The 17,358-nt window shown below is 65.6% G+C and carries 26 protein-coding genes; all 26 read left to right on the top strand.

Annotated elements, in window-relative coordinates; genetic code table 11:
* Positions 1 to 20 precede the first annotated feature (20 nt).
* On the top strand, positions 21 to 2,138 hold the full coding sequence (gene fusA, locus IPV10_RS07600) for an elongation factor G (RefSeq protein ID WP_207482390.1): 2,118 nt from the start codon (positions 21 to 23) through the stop codon (positions 2,136 to 2,138).
* 149 nt (positions 2,139 to 2,287) lie between these two features.
* Positions 2,288 to 3,481 (top strand): elongation factor Tu, encoded by a 1,194-nt coding sequence (gene tuf / locus IPV10_RS07605; RefSeq protein WP_207482397.1) that lies wholly within the window; start codon positions 2,288 to 2,290, stop codon positions 3,479 to 3,481.
* A gap of 172 nt (positions 3,482 to 3,653) precedes the next feature.
* Complete coding sequence (locus IPV10_RS07610; protein WP_207482406.1) at positions 3,654 to 3,866, top strand: hypothetical protein; 213 nt, start codon at positions 3,654 to 3,656, stop codon at positions 3,864 to 3,866.
* Between the two features lie 861 nt (positions 3,867 to 4,727).
* The gene (gene rpsJ / locus IPV10_RS07615) at positions 4,728 to 5,036 is read left to right on the top strand and encodes a 30S ribosomal protein S10 (RefSeq protein WP_017201594.1); all 309 of its coding nucleotides are present in this window, start codon (positions 4,728 to 4,730) and stop codon (positions 5,034 to 5,036) included.
* Positions 5,037 to 5,044: 8 nt separating this feature from the next.
* The gene (rplC, locus tag IPV10_RS07620; RefSeq protein WP_207482408.1) at positions 5,045 to 5,704 is read left to right on the top strand and encodes a 50S ribosomal protein L3; all 660 of its coding nucleotides are present in this window, start codon (positions 5,045 to 5,047) and stop codon (positions 5,702 to 5,704) included.
* Positions 5,705 to 5,706: 2 nt separating this feature from the next.
* A complete protein-coding gene (gene rplD / locus IPV10_RS07625) occupies positions 5,707 to 6,369 on the top strand; it encodes a 50S ribosomal protein L4 (RefSeq protein WP_207482410.1) in 663 nt (220 codons plus the stop codon).
* Positions 6,366 to 6,689, top strand: a complete 324-nt coding sequence (gene rplW / locus IPV10_RS07630; protein WP_207482412.1) for a 50S ribosomal protein L23 — start codon at positions 6,366 to 6,368, stop codon at positions 6,687 to 6,689. Before rplD ends, rplW begins: the two co-directional genes overlap by 4 nt.
* A gap of 22 nt (positions 6,690 to 6,711) precedes the next feature.
* Positions 6,712 to 7,551: a 50S ribosomal protein L2 gene (gene rplB, locus IPV10_RS07635; protein ID WP_207482414.1), complete on the top strand. Its 840-nt coding sequence runs from the start codon at positions 6,712 to 6,714 to the stop codon at positions 7,549 to 7,551.
* A 12-nt stretch (positions 7,552 to 7,563) separates the two neighbouring features.
* A complete protein-coding gene (gene rpsS, locus IPV10_RS07640) occupies positions 7,564 to 7,845 on the top strand; it encodes a 30S ribosomal protein S19 (RefSeq protein ID WP_045249922.1) in 282 nt (93 codons plus the stop codon).
* Positions 7,846 to 7,870: 25 nt separating this feature from the next.
* Positions 7,871 to 8,269 carry a 50S ribosomal protein L22 gene (gene rplV, locus IPV10_RS07645; protein ID WP_045278749.1) on the top strand — a complete coding sequence of 133 codons (399 nt, stop codon included), beginning with the start codon at positions 7,871 to 7,873 and terminating at the stop codon, positions 8,267 to 8,269.
* On the top strand, positions 8,269 to 9,027 hold the full coding sequence (gene rpsC, locus IPV10_RS07650; protein WP_207482416.1) for a 30S ribosomal protein S3: 759 nt from the start codon (positions 8,269 to 8,271) through the stop codon (positions 9,025 to 9,027). Before rplV ends, rpsC begins: the two co-directional genes overlap by 1 nt.
* Complete coding sequence (gene rplP, locus IPV10_RS07655; RefSeq protein WP_207482423.1) at positions 9,027 to 9,446, top strand: 50S ribosomal protein L16; 420 nt, start codon at positions 9,027 to 9,029, stop codon at positions 9,444 to 9,446. The genes rpsC and rplP overlap by 1 nt, the downstream gene beginning before the upstream one ends.
* Positions 9,446 to 9,763, top strand: a complete 318-nt coding sequence (gene rpmC / locus IPV10_RS17155; RefSeq protein WP_207482425.1) for a 50S ribosomal protein L29 — start codon at positions 9,446 to 9,448, stop codon at positions 9,761 to 9,763. Before rplP ends, rpmC begins: the two co-directional genes overlap by 1 nt.
* Entirely contained in the window at positions 9,763 to 10,095 is a 333-nt protein-coding gene (gene rpsQ / locus IPV10_RS17160) for a 30S ribosomal protein S17 (protein ID WP_207482434.1), read from the top strand. The genes rpmC and rpsQ overlap by 1 nt, the downstream gene beginning before the upstream one ends.
* Complete coding sequence (rplN, locus tag IPV10_RS07670) at positions 10,092 to 10,460, top strand: 50S ribosomal protein L14 (RefSeq protein ID WP_053097479.1); 369 nt, start codon at positions 10,092 to 10,094, stop codon at positions 10,458 to 10,460. The genes rpsQ and rplN overlap by 4 nt, the downstream gene beginning before the upstream one ends.
* A gap of 2 nt (positions 10,461 to 10,462) precedes the next feature.
* The gene (gene rplX / locus IPV10_RS07675; protein WP_207482436.1) at positions 10,463 to 10,822 is read left to right on the top strand and encodes a 50S ribosomal protein L24; all 360 of its coding nucleotides are present in this window, start codon (positions 10,463 to 10,465) and stop codon (positions 10,820 to 10,822) included.
* Complete coding sequence (gene rplE / locus IPV10_RS07680) at positions 10,822 to 11,412, top strand: 50S ribosomal protein L5 (RefSeq protein WP_207482438.1); 591 nt, start codon at positions 10,822 to 10,824, stop codon at positions 11,410 to 11,412. The genes rplX and rplE overlap by 1 nt, the downstream gene beginning before the upstream one ends.
* 131 nt (positions 11,413 to 11,543) lie before the next feature.
* Positions 11,544 to 11,942: a 30S ribosomal protein S8 gene (rpsH, locus tag IPV10_RS07685; protein WP_207482440.1), complete on the top strand. Its 399-nt coding sequence runs from the start codon at positions 11,544 to 11,546 to the stop codon at positions 11,940 to 11,942.
* Between the two features lie 6 nt (positions 11,943 to 11,948).
* Positions 11,949 to 12,485: a 50S ribosomal protein L6 gene (rplF, locus tag IPV10_RS07690; RefSeq protein ID WP_207482442.1), complete on the top strand. Its 537-nt coding sequence runs from the start codon at positions 11,949 to 11,951 to the stop codon at positions 12,483 to 12,485.
* Positions 12,486 to 12,487: 2 nt separating this feature from the next.
* Positions 12,488 to 12,847 (top strand): 50S ribosomal protein L18, encoded by a 360-nt coding sequence (gene rplR / locus IPV10_RS07695; protein WP_207482444.1) that lies wholly within the window; start codon positions 12,488 to 12,490, stop codon positions 12,845 to 12,847.
* Entirely contained in the window at positions 12,844 to 13,551 is a 708-nt protein-coding gene (rpsE, locus tag IPV10_RS07700) for a 30S ribosomal protein S5 (RefSeq protein WP_207482449.1), read from the top strand. The genes rplR and rpsE overlap by 4 nt, the downstream gene beginning before the upstream one ends.
* Positions 13,551 to 13,736, top strand: a complete 186-nt coding sequence (rpmD, locus tag IPV10_RS07705; RefSeq protein WP_067121122.1) for a 50S ribosomal protein L30 — start codon at positions 13,551 to 13,553, stop codon at positions 13,734 to 13,736. The genes rpsE and rpmD overlap by 1 nt, the downstream gene beginning before the upstream one ends.
* Positions 13,736 to 14,365 carry a 50S ribosomal protein L15 gene (gene rplO, locus IPV10_RS07710; protein WP_242684757.1) on the top strand — a complete coding sequence of 210 codons (630 nt, stop codon included), beginning with the start codon at positions 13,736 to 13,738 and terminating at the stop codon, positions 14,363 to 14,365. The genes rpmD and rplO overlap by 1 nt, the downstream gene beginning before the upstream one ends.
* A gap of 154 nt (positions 14,366 to 14,519) precedes the next feature.
* Positions 14,520 to 15,842 (top strand): preprotein translocase subunit SecY, encoded by a 1,323-nt coding sequence (secY, locus tag IPV10_RS07715; protein WP_207482451.1) that lies wholly within the window; start codon positions 14,520 to 14,522, stop codon positions 15,840 to 15,842.
* Positions 15,839 to 16,435, top strand: a complete 597-nt coding sequence (locus IPV10_RS07720) for an adenylate kinase (protein ID WP_207482452.1) — start codon at positions 15,839 to 15,841, stop codon at positions 16,433 to 16,435. Before secY ends, IPV10_RS07720 begins: the two co-directional genes overlap by 4 nt.
* A 10-nt stretch (positions 16,436 to 16,445) precedes the next feature.
* Positions 16,446 to 17,294 carry a type I methionyl aminopeptidase gene (map, locus tag IPV10_RS07725; protein WP_207482454.1) on the top strand — a complete coding sequence of 283 codons (849 nt, stop codon included), beginning with the start codon at positions 16,446 to 16,448 and terminating at the stop codon, positions 17,292 to 17,294.
* Positions 17,295 to 17,358 lie beyond the last annotated feature (64 nt).

Here is a 17,358-nt window from a genome sequence, read left to right on the forward strand (position 1 = left end):
AAAAAGATAAGGACACTCCTGTGGCACAAGACGTGCTCACCGACCTGAGCAAGGTTCGGAACATCGGCATCATGGCTCACATCGATGCTGGCAAGACCACCACGACCGAGCGCATCCTGTTCTACACGGGCGTCAACCACAAGCTCGGCGAGACGCACGACGGCGCCTCGACCACCGACTGGATGGAACAGGAGAAGGAGCGCGGCATCACGATCACGTCTGCCGCCGTGACCTGCTACTGGAACAACAACCAGATCAACATCATCGACACCCCCGGTCACGTGGACTTCACCGTCGAGGTGGAGCGCTCGCTCCGCGTGCTCGACGGCGCTGTCGCCGTGTTCGACGGCAAGGAGGGCGTCGAGCCCCAGTCCGAGACCGTGTGGCGTCAGGCCGACAAGTACAACGTCCCCCGCATCTGCTTCGTCAACAAGATGGACAAGCTCGGCGCGGACTTCTACTTCACCGTCGACACCATCATCAACCGCCTCGGCGCCAAGCCGCTCGTCATCCAGCTGCCGATCGGCGCGGAGAACGACTTCATCGGTGTCATCGACCTCGTCGAGATGCGCGCGCTCGTCTGGGCCGGCGACTCCAAGGGTGACGTCACCATGGGCGCCTCCTACGAGATCCAGGAGATCCCGGCCGACCTCAAGGACAAGGCCGACGAGTACCGTCAGGCCCTCCTCGAGACCGTCGCCGAGACCGACGACGCGTTGCTCGAGAAGTTCTTCGGCGGCGAGGAGCTCACTGTCGCCGAGATCAAGGGCGCGATCCGCAAGCTCACCGTGGCTTCCGAGATCTACCCGGTGCTGTGCGGCTCCGCGTTCAAGAACCGCGGCGTCCAGCCGATGCTCGACGCGGTCGTGGACTACCTCCCGAACCCGCTCGACGTGGGCTCGATCCAGGCGCACGACCCCAAGGACTACGACACGATCATCGAGCGTCACCCCGACGCGAAGGACCCGTTCGCGGCTCTTGCGTTCAAGGTCGCCGTGCACCCGTTCTTCGGTCGTCTGACCTACGTGCGCGTCTACTCGGGTCAGCTCGACTCCGGTGCTCAGGTCATCAACTCGACCAAGGGCAAGAAGGAGCGCATCGGGAAGATCTTCCAGATGCACGCCAACAAGGAGATCCCTGTCGCCTCGGTCACCGCGGGCAACATCTACGCGGTCATCGGCCTGAAGGACACCACCACCGGTGACACCCTCACCGATCCGGCCTCGCCGGTCGTCCTCGAGTCGATGACGTTCCCCGAGCCCGTCATCGAGGTCGCGATCGAGCCGAAGACCAAGGCCGACCAGGAGAAGCTGGGTGTCGCCATCCAGAAGCTCGCTGAGGAGGACCCGACCTTCCGCACGGAGCTCAACCCCGAGACCGGTCAGACGACCATCAAGGGCATGGGCGAGCTGCACCTCGACATCCTCGTCGACCGCATGAAGCGCGAGTTCAACGTCGAGGCGAACGTCGGCAAGCCCCAGGTCGCGTACCGCGAGACGATCAAGAAGGCCGTCGAGAAGCACGACTACACCCACAAGAAGCAGACGGGTGGATCGGGTCAGTTCGCGAAGATCCAGTTCAACATCGAGCCCCTCGACCTCGACAACGAGAAGACGTACGAGTTCGTGAACGCCGTCACGGGTGGACGCATCCCCCGTGAGTACATCGGCTCGATCGACGCCGGCTTCCAGGACGGCATGAACGTCGGCGTGCTCGCCGGCTACCCGATCGTCGGCGTCAAGGCGACCATCGTCGACGGTGCCGCTCACGACGTCGACTCCTCGGAGATGGCGTTCAAGATCGCGGGTTCCATGGGCTTCAAGGAAGCTCTGCGCCGGGCGAACCCCGTTCTCCTCGAGCCGCTGATGGCGGTCGAGGTCCGTACTCCCGAGGAGTACATGGGCGACGTCATCGGCGACCTGAACTCTCGTCGTGGTCAGATCCAGTCGATGGAGGACGCCGCAGGCGTCAAGGTCGTCCGTGCGCACGTCCCGCTGTCCGAGATGTTCGGCTACATCGGCGACCTGCGCTCGAAGACCTCGGGTCGCGCCGTCTACTCGATGGAGTTCAACAGCTACGCTGAGGTTCCCCGCGCAGTGGCCGACGAGATCATCCAGAAGCACCAGGGCGGCGAGTAACACTTCCTGGGAGCCGGGCTTCGGCGCGGCTCCCAGGTCTCCTACAACTTCACATTCCCTCTCTACTAAACTGAGAAACCTAAACCCGTAGAGATCCGGTCGCAATCCAGTGCCCGGTCACCTCTACACGACGTCCTGAGGAGGACCAAGTGGCTAAGGCCAAGTTCGAGCGGACCAAGCCGCACGTCAACATCGGAACCATCGGTCACGTTGACCACGGCAAGACCACGCTCTCCGCAGCGATCTCGAAGGTGCTTGCTGACAAGTTCCCGTCCACGACCAACGTGCAGCGTGACTTCGCTTCCATCGACTCGGCGCCGGAAGAGCGCCAGCGTGGTATCACCATCAACATCTCGCACATCGAGTACGAGACCCCGAAGCGCCACTACGCGCACGTCGACGCTCCCGGCCACGCCGACTACGTCAAGAACATGATCACCGGTGCGGCTCAGATGGACGGCGCGATCCTCGTGGTCGCCGCCACCGACGGCCCGATGGCTCAGACGCGTGAGCACGTGCTGCTCGCCAAGCAGGTCGGCGTTCCGTACCTGCTCGTCGCGCTGAACAAGAGCGACATGGTCGACGACGAGGAGATCCTGGAGCTCGTCGAGCTCGAGGTTCGCGAGCTGCTCTCGAGCCAGGGCTTCGACGGCGACAACGCTCCCGTCGTGCAGGTCTCGGCGCTCAAGGCGCTCGAGGGCGACGAGAAGTGGACCGAGAAGATCCTCGAGCTCATGCAGGCCGTCGACGACAGCGTTCCGGACCCGGAGCGCGACCGTGACAAGCCGTTCCTCATGCCCGTCGAGGACGTCTTCACGATCACCGGTCGTGGCACCGTCGTCACCGGCCGCGCCGAGCGTGGCACGCTGGCCATCAACTCCGAGGTCGAGATCGTCGGACTCCGTCCGACCGTCAAGACCACGGTCACCGGTATCGAGATGTTCCACAAGCAGCTCGACGAGGCATGGGCCGGCGAGAACTGCGGTCTCCTGCTCCGTGGCACGAAGCGTGAGGACGTCGAGCGCGGTCAGGTCATCGTCAAGCCGGGTTCGGTCACGCCGCACACCGACTTCGAGGGCACCGCGTACATCCTCTCCAAGGACGAGGGTGGGCGTCACAACCCGTTCTTCACGAACTACCGCCCGCAGTTCTACTTCCGCACCACCGACGTCACCGGCGTCATCACGCTGCCCGAGGGCACCGAGATGGTCATGCCCGGCGACACCACTGACATGACGGTCGCGCTGATCCAGCCGATCGCCATGGAGGAGGGCCTCGGCTTCGCCATCCGTGAGGGTGGACGCACCGTCGGCGCCGGTACGGTCGTCAAGATCATCAAGTAAGCATCTGCTTCCTCGCAGAGGGGTCGGGCCTTCGGGTCCGGCCCCTCTGTCGTACCCGGTGCAGTCATCCGAGGGAAACGCCGACGCGCCGGGGTTCCGTTTACCCCCGTCGCCATGCAGAATGAGGGGGTCGGCTTGAACGGCCGGCAGCACACCTCAGAAGGGGAGACGAATGGGTATCGAGGACGCCGTCAACAAGGGCAAGGAACTCTTCGAGCAGAACAAGGACAAGATCGAAGAGGCGGTCAAGAGCGAGCAGGCCGAGGACATCAGCGACAAGGTGCTCGACGGCATCGCGGACTTCGCCAAGAAGGTCGCCCCTGGTGCTGCTGACCAGATCGACGACATCCGTCAGAACGCGGACAACGCTGTCGGCAACGAGTAGAACTCGTCGCACGAACTGAGAGCGGCGGTCCTCCACACAGGAGGGCCGCCGCTTTCGCGCGCCACGAGCGCATCGGGGCCGAGCCGGAATATCACAGCGGGGTGGGCGATGCGCGTAGACTGCTCACGACCGCTGGGGCTTTGTGGTCCGGTTGCCGAAGGGGTTCGGCATCCGAATTCGCGTGATCCGATCACGCGACTATCTGGGGAGAACGATGTCGGGGTTCATCGTGCGGCGCACGCATAAGGTGCACCATCGTTCCTCCGTGCCTGCGTGGAACGCATCGGTCCCGCGCCCTCGATCGAGGATTTCGCTGCCCTCCACGGCGGAATCCTGGCGCTCGGCGTGCCCCCTCGCGCCGTCCGCCGCCCCGGAGCGGGATGAGGCATGGGGATGCCTCATCCCGCTCGCCCCCTGAGCCCGGAATCCCGCGGTTCCTGAGCGCCGATCGTCTCTCGCTCCCTGTCCGGGGACCAGGACACAGCGGATGCTCAGCCGCCGCGACACGCCCGGGTTTGCGGAAGTGAAATCGGGCATGGCAGAATAGACAGGTTCGACATTTCGGCGCCGCTGTGCGCCGGATCACCACCAGGGCAGTGCATAGGCGGCGCAGAAGCGCAGGGACCTAGGCCGCGGGTGGCAGGACACCCCCGACACCTTCTCGCGAGGGCTCTGCCGTGCGCGGCAGAGGTCGGCATCCGCTCGTCGAGAGATGTGCGGGCTGACAGCAGAACAGTGGTGCAGCAGATCGGCTCGCAGGAGCCGCTCGAGTGCCGAGGCGCGAACAGCGCCGACGTGCGTCCAATGCCCCAGGGTCACCCGGCCCAGGACGGTAAGACGCTTAAAGAGAGAGAGCAGACAATGGCGGGACAGAAGATCCGCATTCGCCTGAAGTCGTATGACCATGAGGTCATCGACACGTCCGCACGCAAGATCGTCGACACCGTGACCCGTGCGGGTGCGACCGTCGTCGGACCCGTGCCCCTTCCGACCGAGAAGAACGTCGTGTGCGTCATCCGGTCGCCGCACAAGTACAAGGACAGCCGCGAGCACTTCGAGATGCGCACCCACAAGCGCCTGATCGACATCGTCGACCCGACGCCCAAGGCCGTCGACTCGCTGATGCGCCTCGACCTGCCGGCCGATGTCAACATCGAGATCAAGCTCTGAGGTTCGACATGGCTGACATCAACGCAAAGATTTCCAAGGGCATGCTGGGCACCAAGCTCGGTATGACCCAGGTGTGGAACGAGAACGGCAAGCTCGTTCCCGTCACCGTCATCGAGCTCGCCTCGAACGTGGTCACCCAGATCCGTACCCCCGAGAAGGACGGCTACAACGCCGTGCAGATCGCGTACGGCCAGATCGACCCGCGCAAGGTGAACAAGCCCCTGACCGCTCACTTCGAGGCCGCCGGCGTCACGCCGCGTCGTCACGTCACCGAGATCCGCACCGCGGATGCCGGCGACTACGCGCTCGGCCAGGAGCTCACGGTCGACGGCACCTTCGAAGCCGGCCAGCTCGTCGACGTCGTCGGCACGAGCAAGGGCAAGGGCTTCGCCGGTGTCATGAAGCGTCACAACTTCAAGGGCGTCTCGGCTTCGCACGGTTCGCACCGCAACCACCGCAAGCCCGGCTCCATCGGCGCATCGTCGACCCCGAGCCGCGTCTTCAAGGGCATGCGCATGGCCGGCCGTATGGGTGGCGAGCGCGTGACCGTCCTCAACCTCACGGTGCACGCCATCGACATCGAGAAGGGCCTGCTGCTCGTCAAGGGCGCCGTCCCCGGTGCTCGTGGCCGTATCGTCTACGTCCGCAACGCAGTGAAGGGTGCCTGATCATGGCTGACTCCACTCTCGCGCTTGACGTCCTCAAGGCAGACGGCAAGAAGGCAGGCTCGATCGAGCTTCCCGCCGCGCTGTTCGACGCCAAGACGAACATCCCGCTCATCCACCAGGTCGTCGTCGCGCAGCTCGCGGCGGCTCGCCAGGGCACGCACTCGACCAAGCGTCGTGGCGAGGTCTCCGGTGCCGGCCGCAAGCCCTTCAAGCAGAAGGGCACGGGTAACGCCCGTCAGGGCTCGATCCGCGCGCCGCACATGACCGGTGGTGGCATCGTGCACGGCCCGAAGCCGCGTGACTACTCGCAGCGCACTCCCAAGAAGATGATCGCCGCCGCCCTCCTGGGCGCGCTCAGCGACCGCTTCCGCGGAGACCGCATCCACGCCATCGAGTCCTTCGGGATCGACGGAACGCCTTCGACCAAGACCGCGGTGAGCTTCCTCACCAACGTCGTCTCGTCGAAGAACGTGCTCGTCGTGATCGAGCGCAATGACGACGTGACGCTGAAGAGCATCCGCAACCTGTCGAACCTGCACGTTCTGACGTTCGACCAGCTCAACGCCTACGACGTGCTCGTCTCCGACGACATCGTCTTCACCCAGGCCGCTCTCGAGGCGTTCATCGCCTCCAAGACCGGCGCCAACCAGGAGGTCTCCGCATGAGCGAGCAGGCATCTGTTCTCCAGACGGCCCTGAACAAGGACCCGCGCGACATCATCCTGAAGCCGGTCGTGTCCGAGAAGAGCTACGGGCTCATCGACGAGGGCAAGTACACCTTCCTCGTGGACCCGCGCGCCTCGAAGACCGAGATCAAGCTCGCCATCGAGAAGATCTTCGGCGTCAAGGTCGCAGGGGTCAACACGATCAACCGCGTCGGCAAGGCCCGCCGCACCCGTTTCGGCACCGGCAAGCGCAAGGACACCAAGCGTGCCATCGTGAGCCTGAAGTCGGGCACCATCGACATCTTCACGGCAGTCGGCTGACCCGGGGGATAAGGACTAGATAATGGCTATTCGCAAGTACAAGCCCACGACCCCGGGCCGTCGCGGCTCGTCGGTGGCTGACTTCGCCGAGATCACTCGATCGACGCCTGAGAAGTCGCTGCTGCGCCCGCTCTCCAAGACCGGTGGTCGCAACAACCAGGGCCGCATCACGACCCGTCACATCGGTGGTGGCCACAAGCGCCAGTACCGTGTCATCGACTTCCGTCGCAATGACAAGGACGGCGTCAACGCCAAGGTCGCTCACATCGAGTACGACCCCAACCGCACCGCGCGCATCGCGCTGCTGCACTACTTCGACGGCGAGAAGCGCTACATCCTCGCGCCGAACAAGCTGAAGCAGGGCGACGTCATCGAGTCGGGTGCCGGGGCTGACATCAAGCCGGGCAACAACCTCCCGCTGAAGAACATCCCCACGGGTACCGTGATCCACGCGATCGAGCTCCGCCCCGGCGGCGGCGCGAAGATCGCGCGTTCGGCCGGTGTGTCGGTGCGTCTCGTCGCAAAGGACGGCCCCTACGCCCAGCTGCGTCTGCCCTCGGGCGAGATCCGCAACGTCGATGCGCGCTGCCGCGCGACCATCGGCGAGGTCGGCAACGCCGAGCAGTCGAACATCAACTGGGGCAAGGCCGGCCGTATGCGCTGGAAGGGCGTCCGCCCGACCGTGCGTGGTGTCGCCATGAACCCGGTCGACCACCCGCACGGTGGTGGCGAGGGCAAGACGTCCGGTGGACGTCACCCCGTCTCCCCTTGGGGCCAGGCTGAGGGTCGTACCCGTCACGCCAACAAGGAAAGCGACAAGTACATCGTGCGTCGTCGTAACGCCGGCAAGAAGCGCAAGTAGGAGTAAGAGAAGATGCCTCGCAGTCTTAAGAAGGGCCCCTTCGTCGACGAGCACCTGCTTCGCAAGGTGATCGGCCAGAACGAAGCCGGCACGAAGAACGTCATCAAGACCTGGTCGCGCCGGTCCATGATCATCCCGGCCATGCTGGGGCACACGATCGCGGTCCACGACGGACGCAAGCACATCCCTGTGTTCGTGTCCGAGACCATGGTCGGTCACAAGCTGGGCGAGTTCGCGCCCACCCGCACCTTCCGCGGCCACGAGAAGGACGACAAGAAGGGCCGCCGCCGCTGACGCGGCGGTGTAGGAGGAGAGAGAAATGGTGGAGTCCATCGCACGCGTGCGACACATCCGCGTGACCCCTCAGAAGGCTCGTCGTGTCGTCGCGCTCATCAAGGGCAAGCAGGCCCAGGAAGCTCTCGCGATCTTGAAGTTCGCGCAGCAGAGCGCCAGTGAGCCGATCTACAAGCTTGTCGCGTCGGCCATGGCCAACGCGCAGGTCAAGGCGGATCGTGACGGCGAGTACCTCGACGAGCAGGACCTGTACGTGGCTAACGCCTACGTAGACGAGGGCACGACGCTCAAGCGTTTCCAGCCCCGTGCACAGGGTCGCGCTTTCCAGATCAAGAAGCGCACGAGCCACATCACGGTCGTGCTCTCGACGCCTGAGGCTGCTCCGGCCGCCACGGGCGATAGCAACAAGAAGGCGAGCAAGTAATGGGACAGAAGGTAAACCCGTACGGCTTCCGTCTCGGCATCACCACGGACCACGTGTCGCGCTGGTTCTCGGACTCGACGAAGCCGGGTCAGCGTTACGCCGACTACGTCGCCGAGGACATCAAGATCCGTCATCTGCTGCAGACGCAGCTCGACCGCGCCGGCGTCTCGAACATCGAGATCGAGCGCACCCGTGACCGCGTCCGCGTCGACATCCACACCGCCCGTCCGGGCATCGTGATCGGTCGTCGTGGCGCCGAGGCCGAGCGCATCCGCGGCGACCTCGAGAAGCTCTCGGGCAAGCAGATCCAGCTGAACATCCTCGAGGTCAAGAACCCCGAAGCGGATGCTCAGCTCGTCGCCCAGGGCGTCGCCGAGCAGCTGTCTGCTCGTGTGGCGTTCCGCCGCGCGATGCGCAAGGGCATGCAGGGCGCGCAGCGCGCTGGTGCCAAGGGCATCCGCATCCAGGTCTCCGGCCGCCTCGGCGGCGCCGAGATGAGCCGCTCGGAGTTCTACCGCGAGGGTCGTGTGCCGCTGCACACGCTGCGCGCGAACATCGACTACGGCTTCTACGAGGCGAAGACCACCTTCGGCCGCATCGGCGTGAAGGTCTGGATCTACAAGGGCGACCTCACCGCCAAGGAACTCGCTCGTGAGCAGGCCAACGCGCCCAAGTCCCGTGGTCGTGACGACCGCGGTGGCGACCGTCGCCGTGGCCCGCGCAACGAGGCCCCCGTCGCAGAAGGAGCGTCTGCCTGATGCTTATTCCCCGCAAGGTCAAGTACCGCAAGCAGCACCACCCGAAGCGCGATGGCGCAGCCACCGGCGGCACGAAGGTCTCCTTCGGCGAGTACGGCATCCAGGCGCTCACCCCCGCTTACGTGACCAACCGTCAGATCGAGTCCGCTCGTATCGCGATGACCCGTCACATCAAGCGTGGTGGAAAGGTGTGGATCAACATCTACCCCGACCGTCCGCTCACGAAGAAGCCTGCCGAGACCCGCATGGGTTCCGGTAAGGGTTCCCCCGAGTGGTGGGTCGCCAACGTCAAGCCGGGTCGCGTCCTCTTCGAGGTCGCGGGCGTCAATGAGGAACTCGCTCGCGAGGCCCTCACCCGTGCAATTCACAAGCTGCCGTTGAAGGCACGCATCATCAAGCGCGAGGAGGGCGACGCGTAATGGCGATCGGCACCAAGGAGCTCGCTCCGGCAGAGCTCGACACGTTCGAAGACCAGCGCCTCGTTGAGGAGCTGCGTAAGGCCAAGGAGGAGCTGTTCAACCTCCGTTTCCAGTCGGCCACCGGCCAGCTGGAGAGCCACGGCCGCATCCGCGCCGTCAAGCGCGACATCGCGCGCCTGTACACCGTGATCCGCGAGCGCGAGCTGGGCATTCGTGCGACGCCCGCTCCGGTCGAGGTTCCGGCCAAGAAGGCGACCAAGTCGAAGGCGAAGAAGGCGGATGCCGCTGACGACGCCGTGAAGGAAGAGGCTGAGTGATGGCCACCAAGAAGGAAGCCGCTGTGGACGCGCAGGTCGCGGGCCACGAGTCGGCCGAGCACGACGTCCGTGACGTCGAGGCGCGTGGCTACCGCAAGTCCCGCCGCGGCTACGTCGTCAGCGACAAGATGGACAAGACCATCGTGGTCGAGGTCGAGGACCGCGTGAAGCACCCGCTTTACGGCAAGGTCATCCGCCGCACCTCGAAGGTCAAGGCGCACGATGAGGCGAACTCCGCCGGCATCGGCGACCTCGTCCTGATCAACGAGACCCGCCCGCTGAGCGCCACCAAGCGCTGGCGTCTGGTGGAGATTCTGGAGAAGGCCAAGTGATTCAGCAGGAGTCCCGCCTCAAGGTCGCCGACAACACCGGCGCGAAGGAACTGCTCACCATCCGCGTCCTCGGCGGCTCGCGCCGTCGGTACGCCGGCCTCGGTGACACCATCGTCGCGACCGTCAAGGACGCGATCCCGGGCGGAAACGTCAAGAAGGGCGACGTCGTCAAGGCGGTCATCGTCCGCACCGTGAAGTCCACGCGCCGTCCCGACGGCTCGTACATCAAGTTCGACGAGAACGCTGCCGTCATCCTGAAGAACGACGGGGAGCCCCGCGGCACCCGCATCTTCGGACCGGTCGGTCGTGAGCTTCGTGACAAGAAGTTCATGAAGATCGTCTCGCTGGCACCGGAGGTCATCTGATCATGGCGAAGCTGAAGAAGGGCGACCTGGTTCAGGTCATCACCGGACGCACCCAGGCCAAGGGCGGCGACCGCGGCAAGCAGGGCAAGGTCCTCGAGATCCTGTCCGGGCAGAACCGCGTCATCGTCGAGGGCGTGAACTACGTCACCAAGCACACCCGCGTCGGACAGACGCAGCGTGGCACCAAGACGGGCGGCATCGAGACGATCGAAGCCCCCATCCACATCTCGAACGTCGCAGTCGTCGACCCCTCGACCAAGAAGCCGACCAAGGTCGGCCACCGGGTCGAGGAGCAGACCAAGGACGGCGTCAAGCGCACCGTCCGCGTGCGTTACGCGAAGAAGAGCGGTAAGGACCTCTGATGAGCAACGCCACTGCCGCGCCGGCTGGCAAGATCCAGCCGCGCCTCAAGCAGAAGTACAACGCCGAGATCAAGAAGGCGCTGCAGGAAGAGTTCGGCTACTCGAACGTCATGCAGATCCCCGGTCTGGTCAAGGTCGTCGTGAACACCGGTGTCGGCGAGGCAGCTCGCGACAGCAAGGTGATCGATGGTGCGGTCGACGACCTCACCAAGATCACCGGCCAGAAGCCGATCGTCACGAAGGCTCGCAAGTCGATCGCGCAGTTCAAGCTGCGTGAGGGCCAGGCCATCGGCGCGCACGTCACCCTCCGCGGTGACCGCGCGTGGGAGTTCGTGGACCGTCTCGTCTCTCTCGCACTGCCCCGCATCCGCGACTTCCGCGGTCTGTCGGCCAAGCAGTTCGACGGCAACGGCAACTACACCTTCGGTCTCCAGGAGCAGAGCGTGTTCCACGAGATCGATCAGGACAAGATCGACCGGGTTCGCGGTTTCGACATCACTGTCGTCACCACCGCGAAGACGGATGACGAGGGACGGGCGCTGCTGCGCCACCTCGGCTTCCCGTTCCGCTCGGACGACGCGCAGGCGTGACCTCTCGACAGGCTCAGGGACCATCGGTCACTGAGCCTGTCGGAGTTCCCGTACAATTGAAGATTGCGTGTCATCGCAGGCCGTCTGTCGTGTAACGGCAGCCGGAACCTCATGAACAAAGGAAAACAACAATGACAATGACAGACCCGGTCGCAGATCTGCTGACCCGTCTGCGCAACGCGAACTCGGCGCACCACGACTCTGTGACGCTGCCGTCGAGCAAGCTGAAGACGCACATCGCCGAGATCCTCCAGCAGGAGGGCTACATCGCAGGCTGGGAGACCTCTGACGCTCGCGTCGGCCAGAACCTCACCCTGCAGCTGAAGTATGGCCCGAACCGCGAGCGGTCGATCGCCGGCATCAAGCGCGTCTCGAAGCCCGGCCTTCGCGTGTACGCGAAGTCGACGGAGCTCCCCAAGGTCCTCGGCGGCCTCGGCGTGGCCATCCTGTCCACCTCCTCCGGTCTCCTCACGGACCGTCAGGCAGAGCAGAAGGGCGTGGGCGGAGAAGTTCTCGCCTACGTGTGGTAATCGAAAATGTCGCGTATTGGACGACTTCCCATCGACGTTCCCGCGGGCGTGACCGTTTCGGTCGACGGCCGTGAGGTAGCGGTGAAGGGCCCGAAGGGTGAGCTCACCCTGACGGTCGCAAACCCCATCGAGGTCGCGGTCGAGGAGAACCAGGTTCTGGTCACCCGTCCCGACGACGAGCGCGCGTCCCGGTCGCTTCACGGCCTGACCCGCACGCTCATCAACAACAACATCATCGGCGTGACCCAGGGCTACACCAAGGGTCTCGAGGTCGTCGGCACCGGTTACCGCGTGGCTCAGAAGGGCGGCTCGGTCGAGTTCGCCCTCGGCTTCTCGCACCCGGTCCTGATCGACCCGCCCGCCGGCATCACGCTCACGGTCGAGGGCACCAACAAGCTCACCGTCAGCGGCATCGACAAGCAGGCTGTCGGCGAGGCAGCTGCGAACATCCGCAAGATCCGCAAGCCCGAGCCGTACAAGGGCAAGGGTGTGCGCTACGCCGGCGAGATCGTGCGTCGCAAGGCCGGAAAGAGTGGTAAGTAACCATGGCTCTCAAGTCAAAGTCTGACGCCCGCGCGCGTCGTCACGCCCGCCTTCGCAAGAAGGTCGTCGGCACCGAGTCGCGTCCGCGTCTCGTCGTCAACCGCTCGGCCCGCCACGTCTTCGTGCAGCTGGTCGACGACAGCAAGGGTCACACCGTCGCGTCGGCTTCGACGCTCGAGACCGACCTGCGCTCGCTCGAGGGTGACAAGACCGCCAAGGCACGCAAGGTCGGCGAGCTCCTCGCCGAGCGCGCGAAGGCCGCAGGCGTTTCCGAGGCAGTGTTCGACCGTGGCGGCAACCGCTACGCAGGTCGTGTCGCCGCCATCGCCGACGGCGCCCGCGAAGGGGGTCTCGCACTGTGAGTGACAACAAGGAGAACGAAGTGACCGAGACGGCTGCTGCCGCTCCCGAGACGGCCGCTGCCTCGACCACCGAGGCCGCAGAGCCCGCTCGCGACCAGCGTGAGGGTCGCCGCGGCGGCCGTGGCGACCGCAACCAGGGCGGCCGCGACCGCAACTCGCGCGACCGCGGTGACAACCAGTTCCTCGAGCGCGTCGTCACCATCAACCGCGTCTCCAAGGTCGTGAAGGGTGGTCGTCGCTTCAGCTTCACCGCTCTCGTGGTCGTCGGCGACGGCAACGGTCTGGTCGGCGTCGGCTACGGCAAGGCCCGCGAGGTGCCCCTGGCCATCTCGAAGGGCGTCGAAGAGGCGAAGCGCAACTTCTTCCGCGTTCCGCGCGTCGGCAGCACCATCCCGCACCCCGTGCAGGGTGAGGCGGCCGCCGGTGTCGTGCTGCTGCGTCCGGCCGCTGCCGGTACCGGTGTCATCGCCGGTGGTCCGGTTCGCGCCGTGCTCGAGTGCGCCGGCATCCACGACGTGCTGTCGAAGTCGCTCGGCTCGTCGAACACGATCAACATCGTGCACGCGACGGTGACGGCACTGAAGCAGCTCGAGGAGCCCCGTGCGGTCGCCGCGCGCCGTGGTCTCGAGTTCGACCAGGTCGCGCCTGCGCGTCTTGTCCGCGCCGAGGCCGAGGCCATCGCCGCACAGAAGGTAGGTGCCTGATGGCCGCCCGGCTCAAGGTCACGCAGATCAAGTCCAAGGTGAGCGAGAAGCAGAACCAGCGCGACACGCTGCGCAGCCTCGGTCTGAAGCGGATCGGTGACAGCACCGTCCGCCCCGACGACGCGCAGACGCGCGGTTACGTCAAGACCGTCGCCCACCTCGTCAAGGTTGAGGAGATCGACTAATGGCTGAGAAGAACGAAGCCGTGGAGGCCGAGAAGGCCCCGAAGAAGGCTGCGGCTCCCAAGGCCGCCGCTGAGAAGAAGCCCGCTGCCAAGAAGGCGCCCGCGAAGGCGGCCGCCACCAAGGCAGAGGCGCCGGCCAAGAAGCCTGCCGCCAAGAAGGCGGCGCCCGCGAAGGATGCTCCGGCTTCCCGCCCGGGCGTGCTGAAGGTCCACCACCTGCGTCCGGTCCCCGGATCCAACACCGCGAAGACCCGTGTCGGTCGCGGTGAGGGCTCCAAGGGAAAGACCGCGGGTCGCGGAACCAAGGGCACCAAGGCTCGCAACACCGTGCGCGTCGGCTTCGAGGGTGGGCAGATGCCGCTGCACATGCGCACCCCGAAGCTGCGCGGGTTCAAGAATCCGTTCCGCGTCGAGTACCAGGTCGTGAACCTGGAGAAGCTCGCGGAGCTCTACCCCAAGGGTGGAGACGTCACCGTCAGCGACCTGGTCGCCAAGGGCGCGGTTCGCAAGAACGAGAAGGTCAAGGTTCTCGGAGACGGCGACATCGCCGTGAAGCTCACCGTCTCGGTCGACAAGGTCTCCGGCTCTGCCGAGCAGAAGATCGTGGCGGCCGGCGGATCCGTCAAGTAACCACCTCACAGAAGGGGCCGGAGTCACTCCGGCCCCTTTTGCGATTCCGTCCACCGGCTCCGATGGTCGGCTAGTCTTACCGGGTCCTGGGTTTGAGTTACCCTGGTCTTTCAGCCGTTCTTCTGGATCGGCCACCCTTTCAGGAGGAACGTTCTTGTTTAGCGCCATCGCGCGGATCTTCCGCACCCCCGACCTCCGTCGGAAGATCGGTTTCACCCTCGCCATCGTCGCGATCTACCGGCTGGGGTCGAACGTCCCCGCTCCGTTCGTGCACTTCCCGAACGTCGAGGCCTGTCTCGCCGAGAACGCGGGCACCGATGGACTGCTCGGTCTCGTCAACCTCTTCTCCGGCGGCGCGCTGCTGCAGCTGTCGATCTTCGCCCTCGGCGTCATGCCGTACATCACGGCGACGATCATCACCCAGCTCCTGCGTGTCGTCATCCCGCACTTCGAGGCCCTGCACAAGGAGGGCCAGGCCGGCCAGTCGAAGCTGACGCAGTACACGCGCTACCTGACGATCGCACTCGCACTGCTGCAGTCGACCACCCTCGTCACCGTCGCGCGCAGCGGTCAGCTGTTCGGCACCACCGACGTCGCAGCCTGCCAGAACCTGCTCACCAACGACGTGTGGTGGGCGCAGCTGCTCATCATCATGACGATGACCGCAGGCACGGGCCTGATCATGTGGTTCGCCGAGCTCGTCACCGAGCGGGGCATCGGCAACGGCATGTCCCTGCTGATCTTCACCTCGATCGCGGCAACGTTCCCCGGCGCCATGGGCCTGATCTGGGAGAGCAAGGGCTTCGAGGTGTTCCTCCTCGTGCTCCTCGTCGGCATCCTCGTGATGGCGCTGGTGGTGTTCGTCGAGCAGTCGCAGCGGCGCATCCCTGTGCAGTACGCCAAGCGCATGGTCGGGCGCCGCACCTACGGCGGCACCAACACCTACATCCCGATCAAGGTGAACATGGCGGGTGTGATCCCGGTCATCTTCGCGTCGTCGCTGCTGTACATCCCCGCACTCATCGCGCAGTTCAACACCCCGCAGGACGGCACGGAGCCGGCCGCCTGGGTCACCTGGATCAGCGCGAACTTCACCACGGGCAACCAGCCGATCTACATGGCGGCGTACTTCCTGCTGATCATCGGCTTCACCTACTTCTACGTCGCGATCACGTTCAACCCCGTCGAGGTCGCCGACAACATGAAGAAGTACGGCGGCTTCATCCCCGGCATCCGCGCAGGGCGACCGACTGCCGAGTACCTCGACTACGTGCTCACCCGCATCACGCTGCCGGGTTCGCTCTACCTCGGCCTGATCGCGCTCATCCCGCTGATCGCCCTGGCCACCGTCGGCGCCAACCAGAACTTCCCGTTCGGCGGCGCCTCGATCCTCATCATCGTGGGTGTGGGGCTCGAGACCGTCAAGCAGATCGATGCGCAGCTGCAGCAGCGTCACTACGAAGGGCTTCTCCGATGACAGCATCCGCTCGTCTCCTCATCGTCGGGCCGCAGGGCTCCGGCAAGGGCACGCAGGGTGTCCGCATCGCCGAGTCGTTCGGCATCCCGGTCGTCTCGACCGGCGACATCTTCCGCGCGAACATCAAGGACGGCACCGAGCTCGGCCAGCAGGTGACCGCGATCCTCGAGGCCGGCGATCTCGTGCCCGACGAGCTGACCAGCGAGATCGTGCGCGATCGCCTGTCGCAGGATGACGCCGCGCACGGGTTCCTCCTCGATGGATACCCGCGCAACACGACCCAGGTCGGTCACCTCGACGAGTTCCTCGGCGCACGCGGCGAGGGCCTCGACGCGGTGATCCTGCTCGACGTGCCGCGAGGCGAGAGCCTCAGCCGGCTGAAGCTGCGGGCTGCGGAGCAGGGCCGTGCGGATGACACGGACGAGGCGATCGCGCACCGTCTGGACATCTACGAGCACGAGACGGCTCCGATCCTCGAGGTCTACGGCGCGCGTGGCATCGTCGACACCATCGACGGCGTCGGGTCGCTCGACGAGATCACTGATCGCATCTTCGCGGCGCTGGACGCGCGCGGCCTCCGCGTCGCGGTCTGAGCCGGCCACGATGTTCCGCCGGTCGATCTACAAGACCCCGGCCCAGCTGCGATCCATGGTCGAGCCGGGGCTGATAACGGCTGCGGCGCTGGATGCCGTGCGCCCGCTGATCCGCCCGGGAGCGAGCACTCTCGAGCTGGATGCCGAGGCGAACCGCGCCATCCTCGCGCGAGGTGCCGAGTCGAACTTCCAGCTCGTGCGCGGGTACCACCACACCATCTGCGTGTCGGTGAACGAGGAGGTCGTGCACGGCATTCCCGGCGGCCGCGTCCTGCAGCCCGGCGACATCGTCTCGGTGGACTGCGGAGCCCAGTACGAGGGCTGGAACGGCGACAGCGCCATCACCGTGGTGATCCCGGACGACACCCGCCCGGACGTCGTCGCGCAGCGTGAGGAGCTCTCCAGGGTCACGGAGGGGTCGATGTGGGCAGGCATCGCCGCCATGGCATCCGCCTCCCACCTCGGAGACATCGGCGCGGCGATCCAGGGCTTCATCGAGGCGCAGGGGCCATCGGCCCGGTCGGGGGAGACCTACGGCATCCTCCGGGAGTACGTCGGCCACGGCATCGGGCGCAAGATGCACGAGGCGCCGAGCGTGTTCAACTACCGCACGCCGGATGCCGGTGCCGCGGTGAAGCCCGGACTGGTGCTCGCCATCGAGCCGATGGTCACCTCCGGCGGCGAGGAGACGTTCGTCGAGGACGACGACTGGACGGTCTCGACGGTCGACGGCAGCGACGGGTCGCACTGGGAGCACAGCGTCGCCGTGCACGCGGGCGGCATCTGGGTGCTCACGGCGCCCGACGGGGGAGCAGCAGGCCTCGCGCCGTTCGGCGTGGTCCCGGCGCCCCTGGCGTAGACGCGAAGCCTCAGGGCCCGCGTGAGGGCTCTCAGTCCGCAGGTTCCTCACGCACCCGCGTGCC

The sequence above is a fragment of the Microbacterium sp. SD291 genome (assembly GCF_017355365.1).
Lineage (GTDB): Bacteria > Actinomycetota > Actinomycetes > Actinomycetales > Microbacteriaceae > Microbacterium.

Bases quoted from the DNA above. Each gene is read 5' to 3' on its own strand.
- IPV10_RS07720 (WP_207482452.1), top strand. From the start codon at position 15,839: ATGACAGCATCCGCTCGTCTCCTCATCGTCGGGCCGCAGGGCTCCGGC.
- rplR (WP_207482444.1), top strand. From the start codon at position 12,488: ATGGCTCTCAAGTCAAAGTCTGACGCCCGCGCGCGTCGTCACGCCCGC.
- rpmD (WP_067121122.1), top strand. From the start codon at position 13,551: ATGGCCGCCCGGCTCAAGGTCACGCAGATCAAGTCCAAGGTGAGCGAG.
- rplO (WP_242684757.1), top strand. From the start codon at position 13,736: ATGGCTGAGAAGAACGAAGCCGTGGAGGCCGAGAAGGCCCCGAAGAAG.
- rpsS (WP_045249922.1), top strand. From the start codon at position 7,564: ATGCCTCGCAGTCTTAAGAAGGGCCCCTTCGTCGACGAGCACCTGCTT.
- rpsJ (WP_017201594.1), top strand. From the start codon at position 4,728: ATGGCGGGACAGAAGATCCGCATTCGCCTGAAGTCGTATGACCATGAG.
- rplP (WP_207482423.1), top strand. From the start codon at position 9,027: ATGCTTATTCCCCGCAAGGTCAAGTACCGCAAGCAGCACCACCCGAAG.
- rplE (WP_207482438.1), top strand. From the start codon at position 10,822: ATGAGCAACGCCACTGCCGCGCCGGCTGGCAAGATCCAGCCGCGCCTC.
- rplV (WP_045278749.1), top strand. From the start codon at position 7,871: ATGGTGGAGTCCATCGCACGCGTGCGACACATCCGCGTGACCCCTCAG.
- rpmC (WP_207482425.1), top strand. From the start codon at position 9,446: ATGGCGATCGGCACCAAGGAGCTCGCTCCGGCAGAGCTCGACACGTTC.
- rplF (WP_207482442.1), top strand. From the start codon at position 11,949: ATGTCGCGTATTGGACGACTTCCCATCGACGTTCCCGCGGGCGTGACC.
- rplW (WP_207482412.1), top strand. From the start codon at position 6,366: ATGAGCGAGCAGGCATCTGTTCTCCAGACGGCCCTGAACAAGGACCCG.
- rplD (WP_207482410.1), top strand. From the start codon at position 5,707: ATGGCTGACTCCACTCTCGCGCTTGACGTCCTCAAGGCAGACGGCAAG.
- rpsQ (WP_207482434.1), top strand. From the start codon at position 9,763: ATGGCCACCAAGAAGGAAGCCGCTGTGGACGCGCAGGTCGCGGGCCAC.
- rplX (WP_207482436.1), top strand. From the start codon at position 10,463: ATGGCGAAGCTGAAGAAGGGCGACCTGGTTCAGGTCATCACCGGACGC.
- rpsC (WP_207482416.1), top strand. From the start codon at position 8,269: ATGGGACAGAAGGTAAACCCGTACGGCTTCCGTCTCGGCATCACCACG.
- map (WP_207482454.1), top strand. From the start codon at position 16,446: ATGTTCCGCCGGTCGATCTACAAGACCCCGGCCCAGCTGCGATCCATG.
- rplB (WP_207482414.1), top strand. From the start codon at position 6,712: ATGGCTATTCGCAAGTACAAGCCCACGACCCCGGGCCGTCGCGGCTCG.
- rpsH (WP_207482440.1), top strand. From the start codon at position 11,544: ATGACAATGACAGACCCGGTCGCAGATCTGCTGACCCGTCTGCGCAAC.
- rplC (WP_207482408.1), top strand. From the start codon at position 5,045: ATGGCTGACATCAACGCAAAGATTTCCAAGGGCATGCTGGGCACCAAG.
- IPV10_RS07610 (WP_207482406.1), top strand. From the start codon at position 3,654: ATGGGTATCGAGGACGCCGTCAACAAGGGCAAGGAACTCTTCGAGCAG.